18 protein-coding genes and 2 riboswitches are annotated in these 15382 nt (G+C 61.3%); of the genes, 11 read left to right on the top strand and 7 right to left on the bottom strand.

Annotated features, from left to right (window positions below):
* Positions 1–10: 10 nt before the first annotated feature.
* Positions 11–571 (bottom strand): ubiquinol-cytochrome c reductase iron-sulfur subunit, encoded by a 561-nt coding sequence (gene petA, locus ACN0VH_RS08100; protein ID WP_278922034.1) that lies wholly within the window; start codon positions 569–571, stop codon positions 11–13.
* 206 nt (positions 572–777) lie between these two features.
* Positions 778–1380 carry a glutathione S-transferase gene (locus ACN0VH_RS08095; RefSeq protein WP_417700261.1) on the bottom strand — a complete coding sequence of 201 codons (603 nt, stop codon included), beginning with the start codon at positions 1378–1380 and terminating at the stop codon, positions 778–780.
* 147 nt (positions 1381–1527) lie between these two features.
* Positions 1528–1736: riboswitch (FMN riboswitch) on the top strand.
* A gap of 88 nt (positions 1737–1824) precedes the next feature.
* Here ACN0VH_RS08095 and ACN0VH_RS08090 point away from each other — a divergent pair.
* Positions 1825–2292 (top strand): 6,7-dimethyl-8-ribityllumazine synthase, encoded by a 468-nt coding sequence (locus ACN0VH_RS08090; protein WP_417700260.1) that lies wholly within the window; start codon positions 1825–1827, stop codon positions 2290–2292.
* A 31-nt stretch (positions 2293–2323) separates the two neighbouring features.
* On the opposite strand, the gene ACN0VH_RS08085 is transcribed toward ACN0VH_RS08090, so the two are convergent.
* The 3 genes from ACN0VH_RS08085 to thiB are packed head-to-tail and all read right to left on the bottom strand — an operon-like array spanning position 2324 to position 5512.
* The gene (locus ACN0VH_RS08085) at positions 2324–3016 is read right to left on the bottom strand and encodes a thiamine ABC transporter ATP-binding protein (protein ID WP_417700259.1); all 693 of its coding nucleotides are present in this window, start codon (positions 3014–3016) and stop codon (positions 2324–2326) included.
* The gene (locus ACN0VH_RS08080) at positions 3003–4559 is read right to left on the bottom strand and encodes a thiamine/thiamine pyrophosphate ABC transporter permease ThiP (RefSeq protein ID WP_417700258.1); all 1557 of its coding nucleotides are present in this window, start codon (positions 4557–4559) and stop codon (positions 3003–3005) included. The genes ACN0VH_RS08085 and ACN0VH_RS08080 overlap by 14 nt, the downstream gene beginning before the upstream one ends.
* Entirely contained in the window at positions 4535–5512 is a 978-nt protein-coding gene (gene thiB / locus ACN0VH_RS08075) for a thiamine ABC transporter substrate binding subunit (protein ID WP_417700257.1), read from the bottom strand. The genes ACN0VH_RS08080 and thiB overlap by 25 nt, the downstream gene beginning before the upstream one ends.
* Positions 5513–5544: 32 nt before the next feature.
* A riboswitch (TPP riboswitch) is annotated at positions 5545–5640 on the bottom strand.
* Between the two features lie 261 nt (positions 5641–5901).
* Here thiB and aroC point away from each other — a divergent pair.
* The 4 genes from aroC to ACN0VH_RS08055 all read left to right on the top strand — a co-directional run bounded on the left by aroC (position 5902) and on the right by ACN0VH_RS08055 (position 9728).
* The gene (gene aroC, locus ACN0VH_RS08070) at positions 5902–7008 is read left to right on the top strand and encodes a chorismate synthase (RefSeq protein ID WP_417700255.1); all 1107 of its coding nucleotides are present in this window, start codon (positions 5902–5904) and stop codon (positions 7006–7008) included.
* Positions 7005–7718 carry an HD domain-containing protein gene (locus ACN0VH_RS08065; RefSeq protein ID WP_417700253.1) on the top strand — a complete coding sequence of 238 codons (714 nt, stop codon included), beginning with the start codon at positions 7005–7007 and terminating at the stop codon, positions 7716–7718. The genes aroC and ACN0VH_RS08065 overlap by 4 nt, the downstream gene beginning before the upstream one ends.
* Before the next feature lies 1 nt (position 7719).
* A complete protein-coding gene (locus ACN0VH_RS08060) occupies positions 7720–8664 on the top strand; it encodes an AEC family transporter (RefSeq protein ID WP_417700251.1) in 945 nt (314 codons plus the stop codon).
* A 122-nt stretch (positions 8665–8786) separates the two neighbouring features.
* Positions 8787–9728: a DMT family transporter gene (locus ACN0VH_RS08055; RefSeq protein ID WP_417700250.1), complete on the top strand. Its 942-nt coding sequence runs from the start codon at positions 8787–8789 to the stop codon at positions 9726–9728.
* 65 nt (positions 9729–9793) lie between these two features.
* Here ACN0VH_RS08055 and ACN0VH_RS08050 read toward each other — a convergent pair whose 3' ends face one another.
* Positions 9794–10231 (bottom strand): MarR family winged helix-turn-helix transcriptional regulator, encoded by a 438-nt coding sequence (locus ACN0VH_RS08050; protein ID WP_417700249.1) that lies wholly within the window; start codon positions 10229–10231, stop codon positions 9794–9796.
* Positions 10232–10354: 123 nt separating this feature from the next.
* Between ACN0VH_RS08050 and ACN0VH_RS08045 the strand changes: the two genes are divergently transcribed.
* Positions 10355–10783 carry an organic hydroperoxide resistance protein gene (locus ACN0VH_RS08045; RefSeq protein WP_417700247.1) on the top strand — a complete coding sequence of 143 codons (429 nt, stop codon included), beginning with the start codon at positions 10355–10357 and terminating at the stop codon, positions 10781–10783.
* A 114-nt stretch (positions 10784–10897) separates the two neighbouring features.
* Here the strand turns inward: ACN0VH_RS08045 and ACN0VH_RS08040 are convergent, their stop codons facing one another.
* The gene (locus tag ACN0VH_RS08040) at positions 10898–11764 is read right to left on the bottom strand and encodes a branched-chain amino acid aminotransferase (RefSeq protein WP_278922046.1); all 867 of its coding nucleotides are present in this window, start codon (positions 11762–11764) and stop codon (positions 10898–10900) included.
* Positions 11765–11936: 172 nt separating this feature from the next.
* Here ACN0VH_RS08040 and ACN0VH_RS08035 point away from each other — a divergent pair, with 172 nt between their 5' ends.
* The 5 genes from ACN0VH_RS08035 (at position 11937) to ACN0VH_RS08015 (ending at position 15363) form a co-directional block, all read left to right on the top strand.
* The gene (locus tag ACN0VH_RS08035) at positions 11937–12473 is read left to right on the top strand and encodes a MarR family winged helix-turn-helix transcriptional regulator (protein ID WP_417700245.1); all 537 of its coding nucleotides are present in this window, start codon (positions 11937–11939) and stop codon (positions 12471–12473) included.
* Positions 12470–13171, top strand: a complete 702-nt coding sequence (locus tag ACN0VH_RS08030; RefSeq protein WP_278922048.1) for a response regulator — start codon at positions 12470–12472, stop codon at positions 13169–13171. Before ACN0VH_RS08035 ends, ACN0VH_RS08030 begins: the two co-directional genes overlap by 4 nt.
* Before the next feature lie 137 nt (positions 13172–13308).
* Positions 13309–14235, top strand: a complete 927-nt coding sequence (locus tag ACN0VH_RS08025) for a histone deacetylase family protein (protein WP_417700243.1) — start codon at positions 13309–13311, stop codon at positions 14233–14235.
* Positions 14232–14477, top strand: coding sequence for an exodeoxyribonuclease VII small subunit (locus ACN0VH_RS08020; RefSeq protein WP_232401607.1), 246 nt, complete (start codon positions 14232–14234; stop codon positions 14475–14477). The genes ACN0VH_RS08025 and ACN0VH_RS08020 overlap by 4 nt, the downstream gene beginning before the upstream one ends.
* A 4-nt stretch (positions 14478–14481) precedes the next feature.
* Entirely contained in the window at positions 14482–15363 is an 882-nt protein-coding gene (locus ACN0VH_RS08015) for a polyprenyl synthetase family protein (RefSeq protein WP_278922050.1), read from the top strand.
* Positions 15364–15382 lie beyond the last annotated feature (19 nt).

Genomic DNA, 15382 nt, shown 5'->3' with positions numbered 1-15382 from the left:
TGGCGTCTCCTTATCCCAGCTTGATGGTTGTTGCGTCGGTGAACTCTGCGACGGGAACGTGCAGGTTCTGGGGCGCGGGGCCTTTGCGGATCCGGCCGGCGGTGTCGTAGTGCGACCCGTGACAGGGGCAGAACCAACCGTTGAAATCGCCAGAACCGTCTCCCAGTGGCACACAGCCGAGGTGGGTACAAACACCCATCATCACCAGCCATTCGCCGTTTTCATCCATGGTGCGGTTTTGATCCGCAGCATCGGTGCCAGGCTTATTGGGGTTCTCCGACGAATCGTCGATCAATACGGACAGATCTACAGCACGGGCTTCGTCGATCTCTTCCTGAGAGCGACGGCGGATGAACACGGGTTTCCCCAAGAACATCACACTGATCTGCGTTCCAACCTCTACGCCACTCACATCCACCAGGATCGAGGACAGCGCCTTGACGTCAGCCGAGGGGTTCATCTGGTTGACCAAGGGCCATACGGCGGCACCCGCGGTCACTGCCCCGGCGCCGGCAGTGGCGTAGTAGAGGAAATCTCTCCGGGTTCCTTCGTTGTCTTCTGCGTGGGACACGAGGTTTTCTCCATTTCCAGCGCCCGTTTAGGGCAAACATGCGCATGCACCGCTAAAACGCGGTGATCATCGCGGGTCATAAACGGGTGAAAGGCTTTCGTCCAGCGGTCAAAGCCGCACAGGTCCTTACAGTTTCAAGTTTCTTTGCAACGGCGCTTTCAAGGCAACAGCAGATCCGCCGCCAGCCACCGTAAATAAAGGCGGCATTAACCTTCTGGTGGTCGCGTGGCCTGCATAGAGGCGCGCGATTCGAAGCCTTCGAACCAAGCGGCCAGCGCGGGATTGCCGGCCCGCCAATCCAGTGTCGGGTGGCGGAAGTTCACATAACCAAGACCACAGGCCACTGCGATCTGCCCGATATCCAGCGCGCCCTCCAGATGTGGCATCCACTGCGCATTCAGCGCCGTGCAGGCCGCCAGCACCTTGCCATGCTGCGCCTTGATCCAATCCTGCGACTGCTGATCTTCGGGGCGCAGGCGCATTTCATAGGTGGCAAGAACAGCCGCATCCATCAGGCCATCGGCCAGGGCCTCCAGCACCTTGCTGTCCCAGCCCCTGTTATAAAGATCCGCTCCAGCGCGCATATTCAGGTAATCACAAATCACTCGGCTATCATAAAGCACCCCACCGTCTTCACGCTCCAAGGCCGGTATTTTTGCCAGCGGGTTCTGCGCCTGCACATCAGCGCAGGGGGCAAAGGGCGAGGTCACCACCTGGTTCAGCGCAACCTGATCCAACAGATCGGTTTCGTGCAAAAGCACCATAACCTTGCGCACAAAGGGGGATGTCGGGGCATAGTGAAGTTTCATCGCGCTCTCCTCGTCGATTGACCGCAGCCTAGCCGCTTGGCGGCAAATGGAAAGCCCGACAGGCCATGACCCGGCCAATTCACAAAAAGCCCTGCGTCACATCTGCACTTCCTGTCTTGCGCGCCGCGCAACTTCTTGGCAGGGTCGCGCTGTTCTCAGGGCGGGGTGAAATTCCCCACCGGCGGTAAGCGGGGTTTCCCCGCAAGCCCGCGAGCGGCTTTTGCGTTTGACGCGTCCACAGCCCGAAAAGTGGGAACCGGTTTTCGGACTGCGCTGTGGAGCAAACAAGGAAGTGTCTAGCAGATCTGGTGAGATTCCAGAGCCGACGGTCATAGTCCGGATGGAAGAGAACGTACGACCAAACTGCCTTTGGCTACCGCCAGGTGTGGTTTGTGTTGTTCGTTATCGCCTTGGGTGACGTGTCAAAACCTATAGGAGAGACCCATGACACACACCCGCTATGCCTTTATCAAGGCGCAATGGCATGCCGATATCGTCGACCAGGCGCTGACTGGTTTTACCCAACTCATCCCGGCAGAACAGGTTGATGTTTTTGACGTACCCGGCGCGTTTGAGATGCCCCTGATGGCGCAAGAGCTGGCCAAGACCGGAAAATACACCGCTGTGGCCTGCGCCGCACTGGTGGTGGATGGTGGTATCTACCGCCATGATTTTGTCGCCCAGGCCGTGGTCGACGGGCTGATGCGCGCCGGGATGGACAGTGGGGTGCCGGTTCTGTCGGTCTCGCTTACGCCGCATCACTTCCAGGAAACCGATCACCACAGCGCCATCTACCGCGCGCATTTCATCGACAAGGGCCGCGAAGCTGCCCAGGCCGCGCTGATGATCACAAGAACCCGCCAAGAGGCCGGGATCGCCCAGCCGCTGCCCGCCGCGCAGGTCGCGGCCTAAGGGGACATCTGTCCGCCAGCTCCGTCGCCTGCTAGCCAAGATAAGCCTTGAGCGCAGGCGGCGGATTATCCAGCAGTTCTGCGGTTGGCTGCGGCGCATGGGCCTGCCCCTCTGCCACCAGGATCACCTGATCGGCGATTCGGCGGGCATCCTGCGGGTCATGGCTGACCATCAGCACCGTGGCACCGGTTTCGCTGGCGATTTCCGCCACCAGATCCAGCATTTCCGCCTTCAGCGCCGGCCCCAATGCGGCAAAGGGTTCATCCAGCAGCAACAGATCGCGCCGCTGCAACAAGACCCGCGCCAGCGCCACCCGGCTTTGCTGCCCGCCCGACAATGCAGCGGGTTTGCGCGCGGCCAGGTCAGCCAGGCCAACCCGATCCAGGGCGCGCTGCACCTTTGCCTGCTCTGGCAGGGTCAGGCGCAGATTGGGTCGCAGCCCAAGACCCGCGTTCTGCGCCACAGTCAGATGCGGAAACAGATTGCCATCCTGAAACAGCATCGCCACGGGACGCTTGCCCGGATCCATCGCGTTCAGATCCTGCCGCCGCCACAGAATACGCCCCTGTATCAACGGCAAAAACCCCGCGATTGCTTCGATCAGGGTTGTCTTGCCCGCCCCGGAGGGGCCGACCACAGCCACCCGTGATCCAGCCGCGATCTGCAGGTCTGCGCGGACCGTAAAGACGCCATTGGCGATCTCACACTTCTCAAGCCTCAGCATGCCAGCGACCTCCGCGATCCAGTATCCAGAATGCGCCCATCGACAGCAGCAGCAAAAGCAACGCCGCGCCCGCTGCGGCCTGCATCTGATAGGCCCCCATCAGGCGATAGACCTGCAGCGGCAGGGTGGCAACCTCTGGGTCAGCAAACAGGGCGATCACCCCCAGATCCCCCATCGACAGCGCCGCTGCCAGCCCGGCTGCAAAACCGATCTGCGCCCGCATCCGTGGCAAAAACACCCGCCAGACAAAGGCCGTGCCCGCCATATCAAGCGAGAGCGCCAACCGGCTATAGCGCATCGTGATCTCGCGCGCACGTGGCACCAAAATACGCAGTGCAAAGGGCAGCGCCATCACCGCATTTACCAGCGCCGTCACCGGCAAGGCCAGCGTGAACGGATCTGCAATCGGATAGATCACGATGAACAAACCGGTCCCGATCACCAGCGGCGACGCTGCCAGCCCCAGAATACCCGCGCCCTCGATGACTTTCCGCCGCCCCAGCGCCACAGCCGCCGCCATCGGCAGTGCCAATACCAGCAACAACAGGGTGCTGATCATCGCCACCAGCACCGAGGTCAGCGCCGCCGCCCAGACTGCGCCTGGCAAGAGCAAAAGTCCCGGCAGACCAGACAGGACAACAGCCGCCAGCGGCAAAACAAGGAACAGCCCCGCCAGCGCAATCCATCCCGCATCCAGCAGGCGCGCCGCGCCCCCCGCGCCATCCCAGCGCCGCAGCGCCCGATCCAGACCGGCCCCCATGCCCTCGCCCGCAGAGACCCGCAGCGCTACATATGCGGCGCAGCCTGTCAGCCCCAGCTGCAACACCGATAAGAGCGCCGCGCGGCCAAGATCAAAATCAAAGCGAAACGCCTGATAAATGGCCAGCTCGATCGTGGTGGCCCGCGGCCCGCCGCCAAGGGTCAGCGCCACGGCAAAACTGGACAGACAAATGGCAAAGACCACCGCCAGCGCCCCCGGCACCACGCGCCGCAGCATCGGGGCCTCCAGCAGTTGCCACATGGCCACAGGCCCCGCGTTCAACTGGGCAGCCAGACGAAAGCGCTCTGCCGGAATTTCCTGCCAACCCTGCAAAATCAGCCGCGTTGCCAATGGCAGGTTGAAAAACACATGCGCCAGCACCACACCGTGCAGGCCGTAGATCTGCAGGGGCTCCGCACCCAAATAGATCAGCACCTGGCTGACCCAGCCCGCCCGGCCAAACACCGCCAGCAGACCCAGGATCGCCACGATCACCGGCAGGATAAAGGGCGCGCCCAGCAGGGCAATCAGCACTGATCGACCCCAAAACCGACGCCGCGCCAGCGCCCGCGCCAGACCAGTGGCAAGACCCACACTAATGCCTGCCGACAACAGTGCTTGCACCAGGGTAAAGCGCAGGGCTGCCCAATCACTGGCAGCAAAGCCGCGACCGGATTCCGCCCGCAGGGCCACCGCCGCCAGCGTTCCAAAGATCAGCGCGGCCACCAACAGGGCCGCGCCAATCCCCGGAACCGCGCCTATTGGCTCAGCGCGTCGAGCCATTCGTCCAATGCACCATCACGCAGGGCTGCCGCATCCTCTGCCGACAGCAGCAACGACTTGGCCGGCGTAATCAGGGTCTCAAACCCGGCTGGCAGGCCGCCAGCCGGTGTCACCGAAGGGTACATCCAGTTGGTAGTTGGGATGACCGACTGGAACTCTTCACCCACCATGAACTGCATGAAATCGCGCGCCAGCTCCGGCTGATCGCTCCCGGCAAGAACACCGGCGACTTCCACCTGCATATAATGCCCCTCATCAAAGGCAGCGGCCGCTTTTGAGGCATCTTCCTCAGCAATCAGATGATAGGCGGGCGAAGTGGTATAAGACAGGGCCATATCAGCCTCCCCATCCAGGAACAGGCCATAGGCCTCGGACCAGCCCTTGGTCACGGTGACCACATTGTCCGCAAGATCAGCCCAGATCGCTGGTGCTTCATCACCATAGGCGGCCTTCACCCACATCAAGAGACCCAGGCCAGGGGTCGAAGAACGCGGGTCCTGAATGACAATCTTCATGTCGCTGGCACCCAGCGCCTTGAAATTGGTTGGCACCGTGGCATCGGCATTGTGGACAAAGGCAAAATAGCCCCAGTCATAGGGCGCAAAGATCGCATCATCCCAGGCAACCGGCAGGTCATATTCAGCGCTGACGCCATGTTCGGCAAACAGGCCTGTGTCCTTGGCCGCTGCGGTCAGATTGGTATCCAGCCCCAAGACCACATCGGCATCTGATCGCGCCCCTTCCAGCTTGATCCGGGCCAGCAAGGCCGCGCCATCGCCTGCCCCCACCAGCTTCAGATCGCAGCCGCACTGCGCCTCAAAGGCTTCTTCCACCAGCGGGCCAGGGCCCCAGTCGGAAACAAAACTATCGTAGGTATAGACAGTCAGCTCTGGCGTATCGGCATAGGCCGCCGTCGCGCTCAAGAGTGCCGCTGCAAAAACGGAATACTTCATGGCATCCTCCTTTGCGGCATCGGGCAAGGGTGGAACAATTCCAAAACCTTCCCTCCGCCGGTTCTAGCCGGTTCAGGTTCTACGGGTGTGCTCTCAGCGTGATCTCTCACGCACCCCGAGGTACCCAGTTTCCTAGGTGCCAAGCCCCCTAAAGGCAAGCCCAACCAATATCAGCCCGCGCCGCTTGCCCATGCATCCCGACAGGCCCACCCCGGCTTCATTTGGCGCAAAATATCCCGGGGGAGCCGCCGCAGGTGGCGGGGGCAGCGCCCCAGCCTCCCCTCACCGCGCGCAGCTTTTGCAACAATCCGCCGCGCAAATCTCCACGCAATAGCCCTTGAGCCATCGCCGCCGCCTCGCTAAGCACATCTCGCAAAGGAGATCCCCCGATGTCGATGAACAGCTTTGGCCATCTTTTCCGTGTCACCACCTGGGGCGAGAGCCACGGGCCTGCGCTGGGTGCTACCGTGGACGGCTGCCCGCCGAATGTGCCGCTGGACCCTGCGATGTTGCAGCACTGGCTGGACCGCCGCCGCCCCGGCCAGAACAAACACACCACCCAGCGCAATGAACCGGATGCGGTCAAGATCCTGTCGGGGGTGTTTGAGGGCAAATCCACTGGTACGCCGATCCAGCTGATGATCGAAAACACCGACCAGCGGTCCAAGGACTATGGCGATATCGCCCAGACCTTTCGTCCCGGTCACGCGGATATCACCTATTTCCAGAAATACGGCAATCGTGATTATCGCGGCGGCGGACGCTCTTCCGCCCGCGAAACTGCGGCCCGGGTCGCAGCCGGCGGGGTTGCCCGCGCGGCGATCCAGGCGCTGGTGCCGGATCTGCAGATTACCGGCTACATGACACAAATGGGCGAGATGGAAATCGACCGGGCCCGTTTCGACTGGGAGGCCATCGGCCAGAATGATTTCTGGGTTCCTGACGCGGGCGCGGTCCAGGACTGGGAAAACTACCTGCTGGCCCTGCGCAAGGCGCATGATTCCGTCGGCGCCGTGGTGGAAGTCGTGGCCCGCGGTGTGCCTGCGGGCATTGGTGCGCCCGTCTACAACAAGCTGGATACCGATCTGGCCGCTGCAATGATGTCGATCAATGCGGTCAAAGCGGTTGAGATTGGCGAAGGCATGAACGCGGCGCGGCTCAAGGGCTCGCAAAACGCGGATGAGATCTTCATGGGCAATGATGGCCAGCCGGTCTATTCCTCCAATCACGCCGGCGGCATCCTGGGTGGCATCTCGACCGGACAGGATGTTGTGGTGCGCTTTGCGGTGAAACCAACCTCCTCTATCCTGACCCCACGCCAGTCGATCCGCAAGGATGGCAGCGCCGCCGAGGTAATCACCAAGGGCCGCCATGACCCCTGCGTCGGCATCCGCGCCGTGCCAGTGGCCGAAGCGATGATGGCCTGCGTGTTTCTGGATCATCTGCTGCTGCATCGTGGCCAGATCGGCACCAATCAGGGCACCATCGGCGCATGAAGGCGCTGCAAGCGCAGCTGCGCCGGATCACCGCAGTGCAGATGGCGCAGGATCCGGCGCATGACATCGCGCATCTGGACCGGGTCTGGGCCAATGCCCAGCGCATCGCCCGCGATGAAAACGCCCGGACACCAGGCCGGGTCAATCTGCGGGTGCTGATCGCCGGAGCCTATCTGCATGATCTGGTAAACCTGTCCAAAGACCACCCGGATCGCCACCTTGCCTCGTCTCTCTCGGCTCAGAAGGCCGCGCCGCTGCTGGCCGGGCTGGGCTATGACGCAGACGAGATCAGCGCCGCCCAGCATGTGATCGCCGCACATAGTTTCTCTGCCGGGATTGCCCCGGAAAGCTTTGAGGCCGAAATCCTGCGCGACGCCGATCGGCTGGATGCGCTGGGGGCGGTGGGGATCGCCCGCACCTTCATGGTGGCGGGGGCAATTGATCGGGCTCTTTGTGACCCGGACGACCCCTTTGCTGCCAATCGGCCGCTGGATGATCAGCTCTGGTCGATTGATCACTGGCATCTGAAGCTGCTGAAACTGCCCGGCGATATGGCCACCGACACTGGCCGCAAGATTGCCCGTAAACGGGCCCGGCTGATGCTGGCTTATCTGCGGCAACTGGCCAAGGAAATGGACACCGAGCTCCCCGAACACTGGGCCAGGCAGCTGGATCTTCCCCCCGCGCCAAAGCCCAAGGGAAAGCACTGACATGACCGCCATCCTTGCCATCACCTTTCCCATCTATGCGACTTTGGCATTGGGCTATGGGGTGGTCTGGAAAGGTTGGTTCAACGCAGCGGATATGCGCAGCTTTGGGCGCTATGTGCTGAATATCGCGCTGCCCGCGATGATCTTTTCCGCCCTAGCCTCGCGCAGCCCTGCCGAAGTGTTCCAACCCGGATATGCCGCGATCTATACCCTCGGCGGGCTGGGCACCATTGCGCTGTCCTACCTGTTGTTGACCCTGCGTGGCACCGATCCCAGGCGGCGCGCCCTGGGGGTGATGGGGTCAACCTGCCCCAACAATGGCTTTATCGGCTATCCGATCATGCTGCTGGCCTTTCCCGATCAGGCGGGGCTGGTGCTGGCCCTGAACCTGACCGTCGAGAACCTGATATTGATCCCGATTTGCCTGCTGCTGGTTGAGCTGGCCGATGCGCCGCCAGGCCAACGACTGCTGCCACGATTGGGGCGCATTCTGGGCGGTCTGGCGAAGATGCCGATGATCATCGGCCTGGCGCTGGGGCTTCTGGTTTCCCTCAGCGGGGTGCCACTGCCCGGCCCGATGCTGAAATTTGTCGAAATGCTGGCGGCAACCGCCGGAGCGCTTGCGCTGCTGGTCATCGGCGGATCTCTGGTCGGGCTACCGCTGCATGGCAACCGGGCGCTGGCGGCACAGATCAGCGCCAGCAAGCTCCTGCTGCATCCGGCGCTTACGGCGCTTACGGCGGCGGTCTTGATGACATCTGGAATTGTCACCCTGTCACCATCCCTGCATAGTGCCGTCATCCTGTCAGCCGCGATGCCGATGTTTGGTATCTACACGGTGCTGGCCCAGCGTAATGGCCTGGAGGGGGCGGCCAGTCTGGCGATGCTCACCGCAACCAGCGGTGCCTTTGTCACCCTGACGCTGCTGCTTTGGCTTTTGACCTAAAGCAACGCGCCCCCCCCAAAGAACATGCTTCAAACGCCCAACCCGATGCCCCGGCAAGAGGCAGTAATAATGCCCCTACTCAGCCCATTGATCTTTCTGTCGCAGAAGCGCAGTCTGCCGCCATGGTAAATTCCTTAACATCGCATCGACCCATGATGGCCATTAGCCTGAAGGTTGCAGCCATTGGCATGTTCACCGGCCTGTCGGCCCTGATCAAGGCAGTTTCAGAAGTAGTTCCGGCCGGAGAGGCCGTGTTCTTTCGCTCTTTCTTTGCCATCCCAGTGATTGTCGTCTGGCTGGCGATGCGCGGCGATCTGCGCCATGGCCTGAGAACCCAGAAGCCGATGGGCCATGTCTGGCGCGGCCTGGTGGGGACCTCTGCCATGGCGATGACCTTTATGGGGCTGGGCATGCTTCCCCTGCCCGAGGTCACCGCGATTGGCTATGCCACGCCGATTTTCACCCTGATCCTGGCAGCGATTTTCCTGGGCGAGCGAATCCGCCTGGTGCGGATCAGTGCCGTGGGCATTGGCCTGCTGGGGGTCTTGATCATGATCTACCCGCGCCTGTCCGGCAGTGCAGATATGTCCGAAACAGCCACGCTGGGGGTTATGCTGATTCTTGCTGCGACATTCGCGCGTGGCTTTGTGCAGATCCATATTCGCCGCATGGTGATGACCGAACATACGGCTGCAATTGTCTTCTACTTTTCTGTGACCGCCTCTCTTTTGTCGCTTTTGACATTGCCTTTTGGCTGGGTCATGCCCGACCCGACAACCCTGGCGCTGCTAATTGGCGCCGGGCTGCTGGGTGGGGTGGCGCAGATCCTGATTACCTCGTCTTATCGCTTTGCCCCGGCCTCGATGCTGGCACCCTATGACTATGTCTCGATGATCTTTGCCATCATCATCGGCTATCTCTGGTTCGAAGAGTTGCCGACCCTGGTGATGCTCGCCGGTGCGACGCTGGTGATTTGCGGCAATATCCTGGTGATCTGGCGGGAAAGCCGCCTTGGTCTGGTGCGCGGCAAGGCAAGATCCCTGACGGACCCCAAAGGCGGGTAACACAGGGTCGCAAGACAGGCCCTGTCAGCGCTGGCTGCCGGGTACGGATGTTTGGTGGCGCAAGGCTACTGCGCGGTCTGCAACCGGGCCGTCAGGGTCTGGATACGGTCGCGCAGGCGGATCAGCTCTGCTACGTCCTCTCCCGCCGCCTCTAGAATGCAGCGCGAAATCTCTGCCGCTGCTTTTTCCAGTTCGCGCCCCTTGGAGGTCAGGGTGACAATCACGCTGCGCTCATCTTCTTGGCTGCGCTGGCGCTGGACCAACCCGGCCTGCTCCATCCGTTTCAGCAAGGGGGTGAGCGTATTGGATTCCAGATTCAGCGCCGCCCCAAGGTCAGTCACCTTTTGACCATCGCGTTGCCAGAGCGCGACCAGGACCAGATATTGCGGATAGGTCAGCCCATGGGGCGCCAATAGCGGCCGATACAGGCGCCCCATCGCGTTATTGGCAGAATACAGCGCAAAGCAGAGCAGATCATCAAGAGAAAGGGGACGGTCAATCATGCAGTTATTTAAATCGCACGCGATTAAATCACAACCCCTTGCAAGGATAAGGCAGAGGGCCTAAATTAATCGTGCACGATTTATTCATCAGCGATATAAATATCAAAAGGCGAGGACATCCAGATGACCATATCCCCAATCTACACCGCCCAGGCCCAAGCAACCGGCGGCCGCAACGGCCGCGCAACAGTCGAGGACTCCGGTCTTGATCTGGTTCTGGCAGCTCCAAACGCCCTGGGCGGGGATGGCAAAGGCAGCAACCCGGAACAGCTGTTTGCCGCCGGCTACGCCGCCTGTTTCATTGGTGCCATGCAATTTGCGACCACCCAAGATGCCAGCCTGGCCAAGGTACCGAGCGATGTATCGGTACAGGCCAGCGTCGGCATCGGACCGCATGCAGAAGGAGGATTTGGTCTGACCGTTGACCTGGCGGTGACACTGCCTGGCCTGAACGCGGCGGACGCCGAGCGGGTGACAGAGGCAGGCCACAAGATCTGCCCCTATTCCAAGGCCGTGCGCGGCAATGTCGAGGTCACCACCCAGGTGGTCTGACAGGGGCAAATCTTGGATGCGAGGCTCTGCCTCGCGCTCCGAGGTATTTTCAGCAAGATGAAGATGCGTCCGGCTTGGGGCGCATCTTCTGTATTTTTAAGCCTGTATCGACGACTAGCTGCGCACCAGGGTTTCGTATTCTGTTGCGATGTCTCGGGTCAATTGACCAACTTCGAACCTATAGGGGCCAATTTCGCCAACTGGGGTGACCTCTGCGGCGGTGCCGGTGAGCCAGCACTGTTCAAAGCCTTCCATTTCCTCGGGCATGATATGGCGTTCATGCACGGTGATTCCCTTGTCTTTCAGCATGGCGATGACAGTCTGGCGGGTGATCCCGTTGAGGAAGCAATCGGCCAGCGGGGTATGGACCTCGCCATCTTTGACAAAGAAGATGTTGGCGCCGGTGGCTTCGGCCACATAGCCCCGATAATCCATGAACAATGCATCCGAGCAGCCCTTGGCCTCAGCCTTGTGTTTGGAGATGGTGCAAATCATGTAGAGGCCGGCCGCCTTGGCATGCACTGGGATGGTGTCCGGGCTGGGCCGTTTGTATTCTGCGATATCGAGCTTGGCGCCCTGCATTTTGGCATCGCCGTAATAGGCCCCCCAGCCCCAGACCGCGATGGCCATGCGCACCGGATTCTGCGCCGAAGCGACACCCATGTCTTCGCCAGAGCCACGCCAGACCAAGGCCCGTACATAGGCGTCTTCCAGCCCGGAGGCCTTCAGGGTTTCGGCCTTGGCAGCCTCGATGTCATCCACCGAATAGGGCATTGGCATATCCAGAGCTTCGGCACTGGCGATCAGGCGTTCGGAATGTTCGCGGCTTTTGAAGATCTTGCCGTTATAAGCGCGCTCTCCTTCAAAGACGGAAGAGGCATAGTGCATCGCATGGGTCAGGACATGCACCTTGGCGTCCCGCCACTCGATCAGCTCTCCGTCCATCCAGATCACACCGTCACGATCGTCATATCCAGCCATGCCACAGCCTCCTCAAAGCAGTCATTAATTCCAAAAGTTGCGTCGCAAATGACCGAAACGGACATAATATTGCGCCAAAGCTGCGATTCGATACATCTTCACCCTTGGAATGTCAATATCGCTGACATAAACTGAGCAAGAGACACCAAAGACAAGCAGAAGGGGCAGCACCATGGCAGAAGATAGCGCAGGCGGGCGGTCGATGGGGCGGTCCAACCAGGGGTTTGGCGGTGAAAATCTGCTGTTTCTGACCGATGAACAGCTGCGCCAGGGGATCGAAGCAATGTTCTTTGCCTATCGGGGCTTTACCGCCGATCCTGATCGCATTCTGGCAGAGATTTCCTATGGTCGGGCGCATCACCGCGCCATTCACTTTATCAACCGCGCCCCCGGCACCACGGTGAACAATATGCTAACCATCCTTGGCGTGACCAAGCAATCGCTGAACCGGGTCTTGCGCACCCTGATCAGCGACGGCCTGGTCGAGAGCCGGGTTGGCGTGACAGACAAGCGCGAGCGGCATCTGCATCTGACAGAGGCAGGCCAGCAGCTGGAGGCCAAGCTATCAGATGCCCAGCGCGCCCGCATGCGCGCCGCCTACAAGGACGCCGGCCCCGAGGCGGTGCAGGGGTTCAAAAAGGTGCTGGAGGCAATGATGGATGCCGATATGCGCCGCGCCTATATCAACCTGCGGGAAACCGGCGCATGAGCACATTTGAATCCCATCTGCTGATTGTTGATGATGACGAGCGCATTCGCGGGTTGCTGAAGAAATTCCTGATGCGGGCCGGTTTTCTGGTCTCGGCAGCGCGCGATGCCGCCCATGCCCGGCGGGTGTTGGCCGGGCTGGATTTTGACCTGATCATCATGGATGTGATGATGCCGGGCGAGGATGGCATATCGCTGACCAGATCGCTGCGCGAAACCATGACCACGCCGATCCTGCTCTTGACTGCGAAGGGCGAGACTGACGACCGCATCACGGGGTTCGAAGCCGGGGCTGACGACTACCTGCCCAAACCCTTTGAACCCAAAGAGCTGCTGCTGCGGGTCAATGCCATCCTGCGTCGGGTGCCCGATACCTCGGCCCAGGATAACGCCCCCAAGGTGTTGCACCTGGGTGAAATCCGCTATGATGTCGAGCGTGGAGAAATGTGGCAGGGCAATGACCTGGTGCGGCTGACCGGGACCGAAAGCCAGCTGATGAAGATCTTTTCAACCTGCCCCGGCGAACCGGTGAGCCGCACCAAGCTGGTGGAAGATCTGGGCCGCGACCGGGGCCAGGCGCAGGAACGCGCGGTGGATGTGCAGATCACCCGGCTGCGGCGCAAGATCGAACCCAACCCAAAACAGCCCCAGTACCTGCAAACAGTGCGGGGCGCGGGATATATGCTGGCCCCCGATTGATTGCACGTCGGCGCTGCATCTGATGGGTAACAGTTGCGTATCAGGGCAGGTTGCCGCTTGTGGGTTAGCGCCAATGAATCTTAAGCTTTGGCCAAGACCCTGCTCTCTGCTTCATGCCAAACCCTGGGATATGCCATATGACAACAGCTCTCATCACCCATGCGGATTGCCTGCGACACGAAACACCGACAGGTCACCCGGAACAGGTGGCGCGCGTTGAACATGTGCTGCACGCGTTAGAGCCGCTTGCGCTTAGACGGGTTGGTGCGCCGCTGGCGGCCGAGGACGACATCCTGCGCATTCACCCCATTGACCATCTGCGCGGGCTGCGGGACGCCCTGCCGCAGGCAGGCTTTGCGAAGATCGACGGCGATACATTCATGTCGCCTGGCTCGCTGGATGCGGCCTTTCGGGCGGCGGGGGCCATGGTGCGGGCCGTGGATATGGTGCTGAGCGGCGAGGTCGACAACGCCTTTGCCGCCATTCGCCCGCCCGGCCACCACGCCGAGAGCGAGACCGCCATGGGGTTTTGCCTGTTTGGCAATGCGGCGCTGGCGGCCAAACATGCACTGGATCATCACGGGCTGAAACGCGTCGCGGTGGTGGATTTCGACGTCCACCATGGCAATGGCACCCAGGATCTGCTGTGGGATGAGCCACGCGCGCTGGTGATCACCAGCCAGCAAATGCCCCTGTGGCCCGGAACCGGCCGCGTTGATGAAGATGGCGCATATGGGCAGATCCTCAATATGCCCTTGCCCCCGGATTCAGATGGCGCGACCATGCGAAGCGCCTATGCGGAACAGGCTTTCCCACGTCTGCGCGCCTTTAAGCCAGAGCTGATCATCATCTCGGCCGGGTTTGACGCGCATCGCGACGATCCCTTGGCAAACCTCAACTGGAGCACCGAGGATTTTGCCTGGCTCACGGCAGAGCTCTGCTCTCTGGCAGCGGCGCTCTGTGCGGGCCGTATCGTCTCGACTCTGGAGGGCGGATATGATCTGAACGCCCTTGCGCAGGCCACCCGCGCACATGTGGAAGAATTGATAAAGGCAGCACCATGACCACCGACACCCCCGTGAACGAGATGAGCTTTGAGCAGGCCATGCATGAGCTGGAAACCGTGGTTGGTCAGTTGGAGCGCGGCGATGTGGCGCTGGATGCCTCTATTGCGCTGTATGAGCGCGGTGCACAGCTGAAAAAGCGCTGCGAGGACGAGCTGAAGCGCGCCGAAGAAAAGGTTGCTGCGCTGACCCTGGATGCCAGTGGCACGCCCACCGCCACGCAGCCCCTAGACGCAGGCTGACACCATGACCACAGTTGATGCACCGGGCCTTGGGTTTGCCGCCGCCATGCAGCAAGCCCAGGGGCAGATTTCACACCACCTGACCCTGCGCCTGGCTGGAGAAGACCAGCTGCATCAAGCCATGCGCTACGCCGTGCGCGGCGGCAAGATGTTGCGCGGGTTTCTGGTACTGGAAAGCGCCCGACTGCACGGTGTGGACTCAAAGGCCGCGCTGGATGCGGCTCTGGCGATTGAATGCCTGCATGCCTATTCGCTGGTGCATGACGATCTACCCTGCATGGATGATGACGATCTGCGGCGCGGCCAGCCCACACTGCACCGCAAATGGGATGAGGCCATGGCGGTACTGGCTGGCGACAGCCTGCAAAGCCTGGCCTTTGAACTGTTGGCCACGCCCGATCTGGGACCCCATGCGCTGGCGCTGATCCGCGGGCTGGCACAATCGGCCGGCAAGGGGGGCATGGTCTCGGGGCAGATGCTGGATATCGCCGCCGAAACCGCCACAAAACCGCTAACGCTGGACGAAATTACCCGGTTGCAAGCGCGCAAAACCGGCTGTCTGATCCAATGGGCCGCCACCGCCGGGCCGGTGTTGGCCGGAGCAGATTGCACCCCCCTGCGACACTACGCGACCGCACTTGGGCTTGCCTTTCAGATTGCAGATGACATCTTGGATGTAGAAGGCGACGCCGAAAAGGTCGGCAAAGCCGTGCGCAAGGATGCCGAGGCCGGCAAGGCGACATTTGTGTCGCTGCTGGGGCTGGAGCCCGCAAAACAGCGTGCACGGGACCTGGCTGATGAGGCCTGCGCTGCGCTAGCGCCCTATGGCGCAACCGGAGAAACCTTGAAGCAGGCCGCCCGTTTCGTTATTGCGCGAGACAGCTGACACCGGGGCCCGCCCCGCC

Source organism: Pseudophaeobacter sp., assembly GCF_048267565.1.
In the GTDB taxonomy this organism is placed as follows: domain Bacteria; phylum Pseudomonadota; class Alphaproteobacteria; order Rhodobacterales; family Rhodobacteraceae; genus Pseudophaeobacter; species Pseudophaeobacter profundi.
This window is presented reverse-complemented; position numbering and strand designations above follow the sequence as displayed.

Bases quoted from the DNA above. Each gene is read 5' to 3' on its own strand.
- ACN0VH_RS08065 (WP_417700253.1), top strand. From the start codon at position 7,005: ATGAAGGCGCTGCAAGCGCAGCTGCGCCGGATCACCGCAGTGCAGATG.
- ACN0VH_RS08040 (WP_278922046.1), bottom strand. From the start codon at position 11,764: ATGGCTGGATATGACGATCGTGACGGTGTGATCTGGATGGACGGAGAG.
- ACN0VH_RS08060 (WP_417700251.1), top strand. From the start codon at position 7,720: ATGACCGCCATCCTTGCCATCACCTTTCCCATCTATGCGACTTTGGCA.
- ACN0VH_RS08045 (WP_417700247.1), top strand. From the start codon at position 10,355: ATGACCATATCCCCAATCTACACCGCCCAGGCCCAAGCAACCGGCGGC.
- ACN0VH_RS08055 (WP_417700250.1), top strand. From the start codon at position 8,787: ATGGTAAATTCCTTAACATCGCATCGACCCATGATGGCCATTAGCCTG.
- ACN0VH_RS08020 (WP_232401607.1), top strand. From the start codon at position 14,232: ATGACCACCGACACCCCCGTGAACGAGATGAGCTTTGAGCAGGCCATG.
- ACN0VH_RS08080 (WP_417700258.1), bottom strand. From the start codon at position 4,559: ATGGCTCGACGCGCTGAGCCAATAGGCGCGGTTCCGGGGATTGGCGCG.
- ACN0VH_RS08095 (WP_417700261.1), bottom strand. From the start codon at position 1,380: ATGAAACTTCACTATGCCCCGACATCCCCCTTTGTGCGCAAGGTTATG.
- ACN0VH_RS08015 (WP_278922050.1), top strand. From the start codon at position 14,482: ATGACCACAGTTGATGCACCGGGCCTTGGGTTTGCCGCCGCCATGCAG.
- ACN0VH_RS08025 (WP_417700243.1), top strand. From the start codon at position 13,309: ATGACAACAGCTCTCATCACCCATGCGGATTGCCTGCGACACGAAACA.
- ACN0VH_RS08030 (WP_278922048.1), top strand. From the start codon at position 12,470: ATGAGCACATTTGAATCCCATCTGCTGATTGTTGATGATGACGAGCGC.
- thiB (WP_417700257.1), bottom strand. From the start codon at position 5,512: ATGAAGTATTCCGTTTTTGCAGCGGCACTCTTGAGCGCGACGGCGGCC.
- ACN0VH_RS08090 (WP_417700260.1), top strand. From the start codon at position 1,825: ATGACACACACCCGCTATGCCTTTATCAAGGCGCAATGGCATGCCGAT.
- aroC (WP_417700255.1), top strand. From the start codon at position 5,902: ATGTCGATGAACAGCTTTGGCCATCTTTTCCGTGTCACCACCTGGGGC.
- ACN0VH_RS08050 (WP_417700249.1), bottom strand. From the start codon at position 10,231: ATGATTGACCGTCCCCTTTCTCTTGATGATCTGCTCTGCTTTGCGCTG.
- ACN0VH_RS08085 (WP_417700259.1), bottom strand. From the start codon at position 3,016: ATGCTGAGGCTTGAGAAGTGTGAGATCGCCAATGGCGTCTTTACGGTC.
- ACN0VH_RS08035 (WP_417700245.1), top strand. From the start codon at position 11,937: ATGGCAGAAGATAGCGCAGGCGGGCGGTCGATGGGGCGGTCCAACCAG.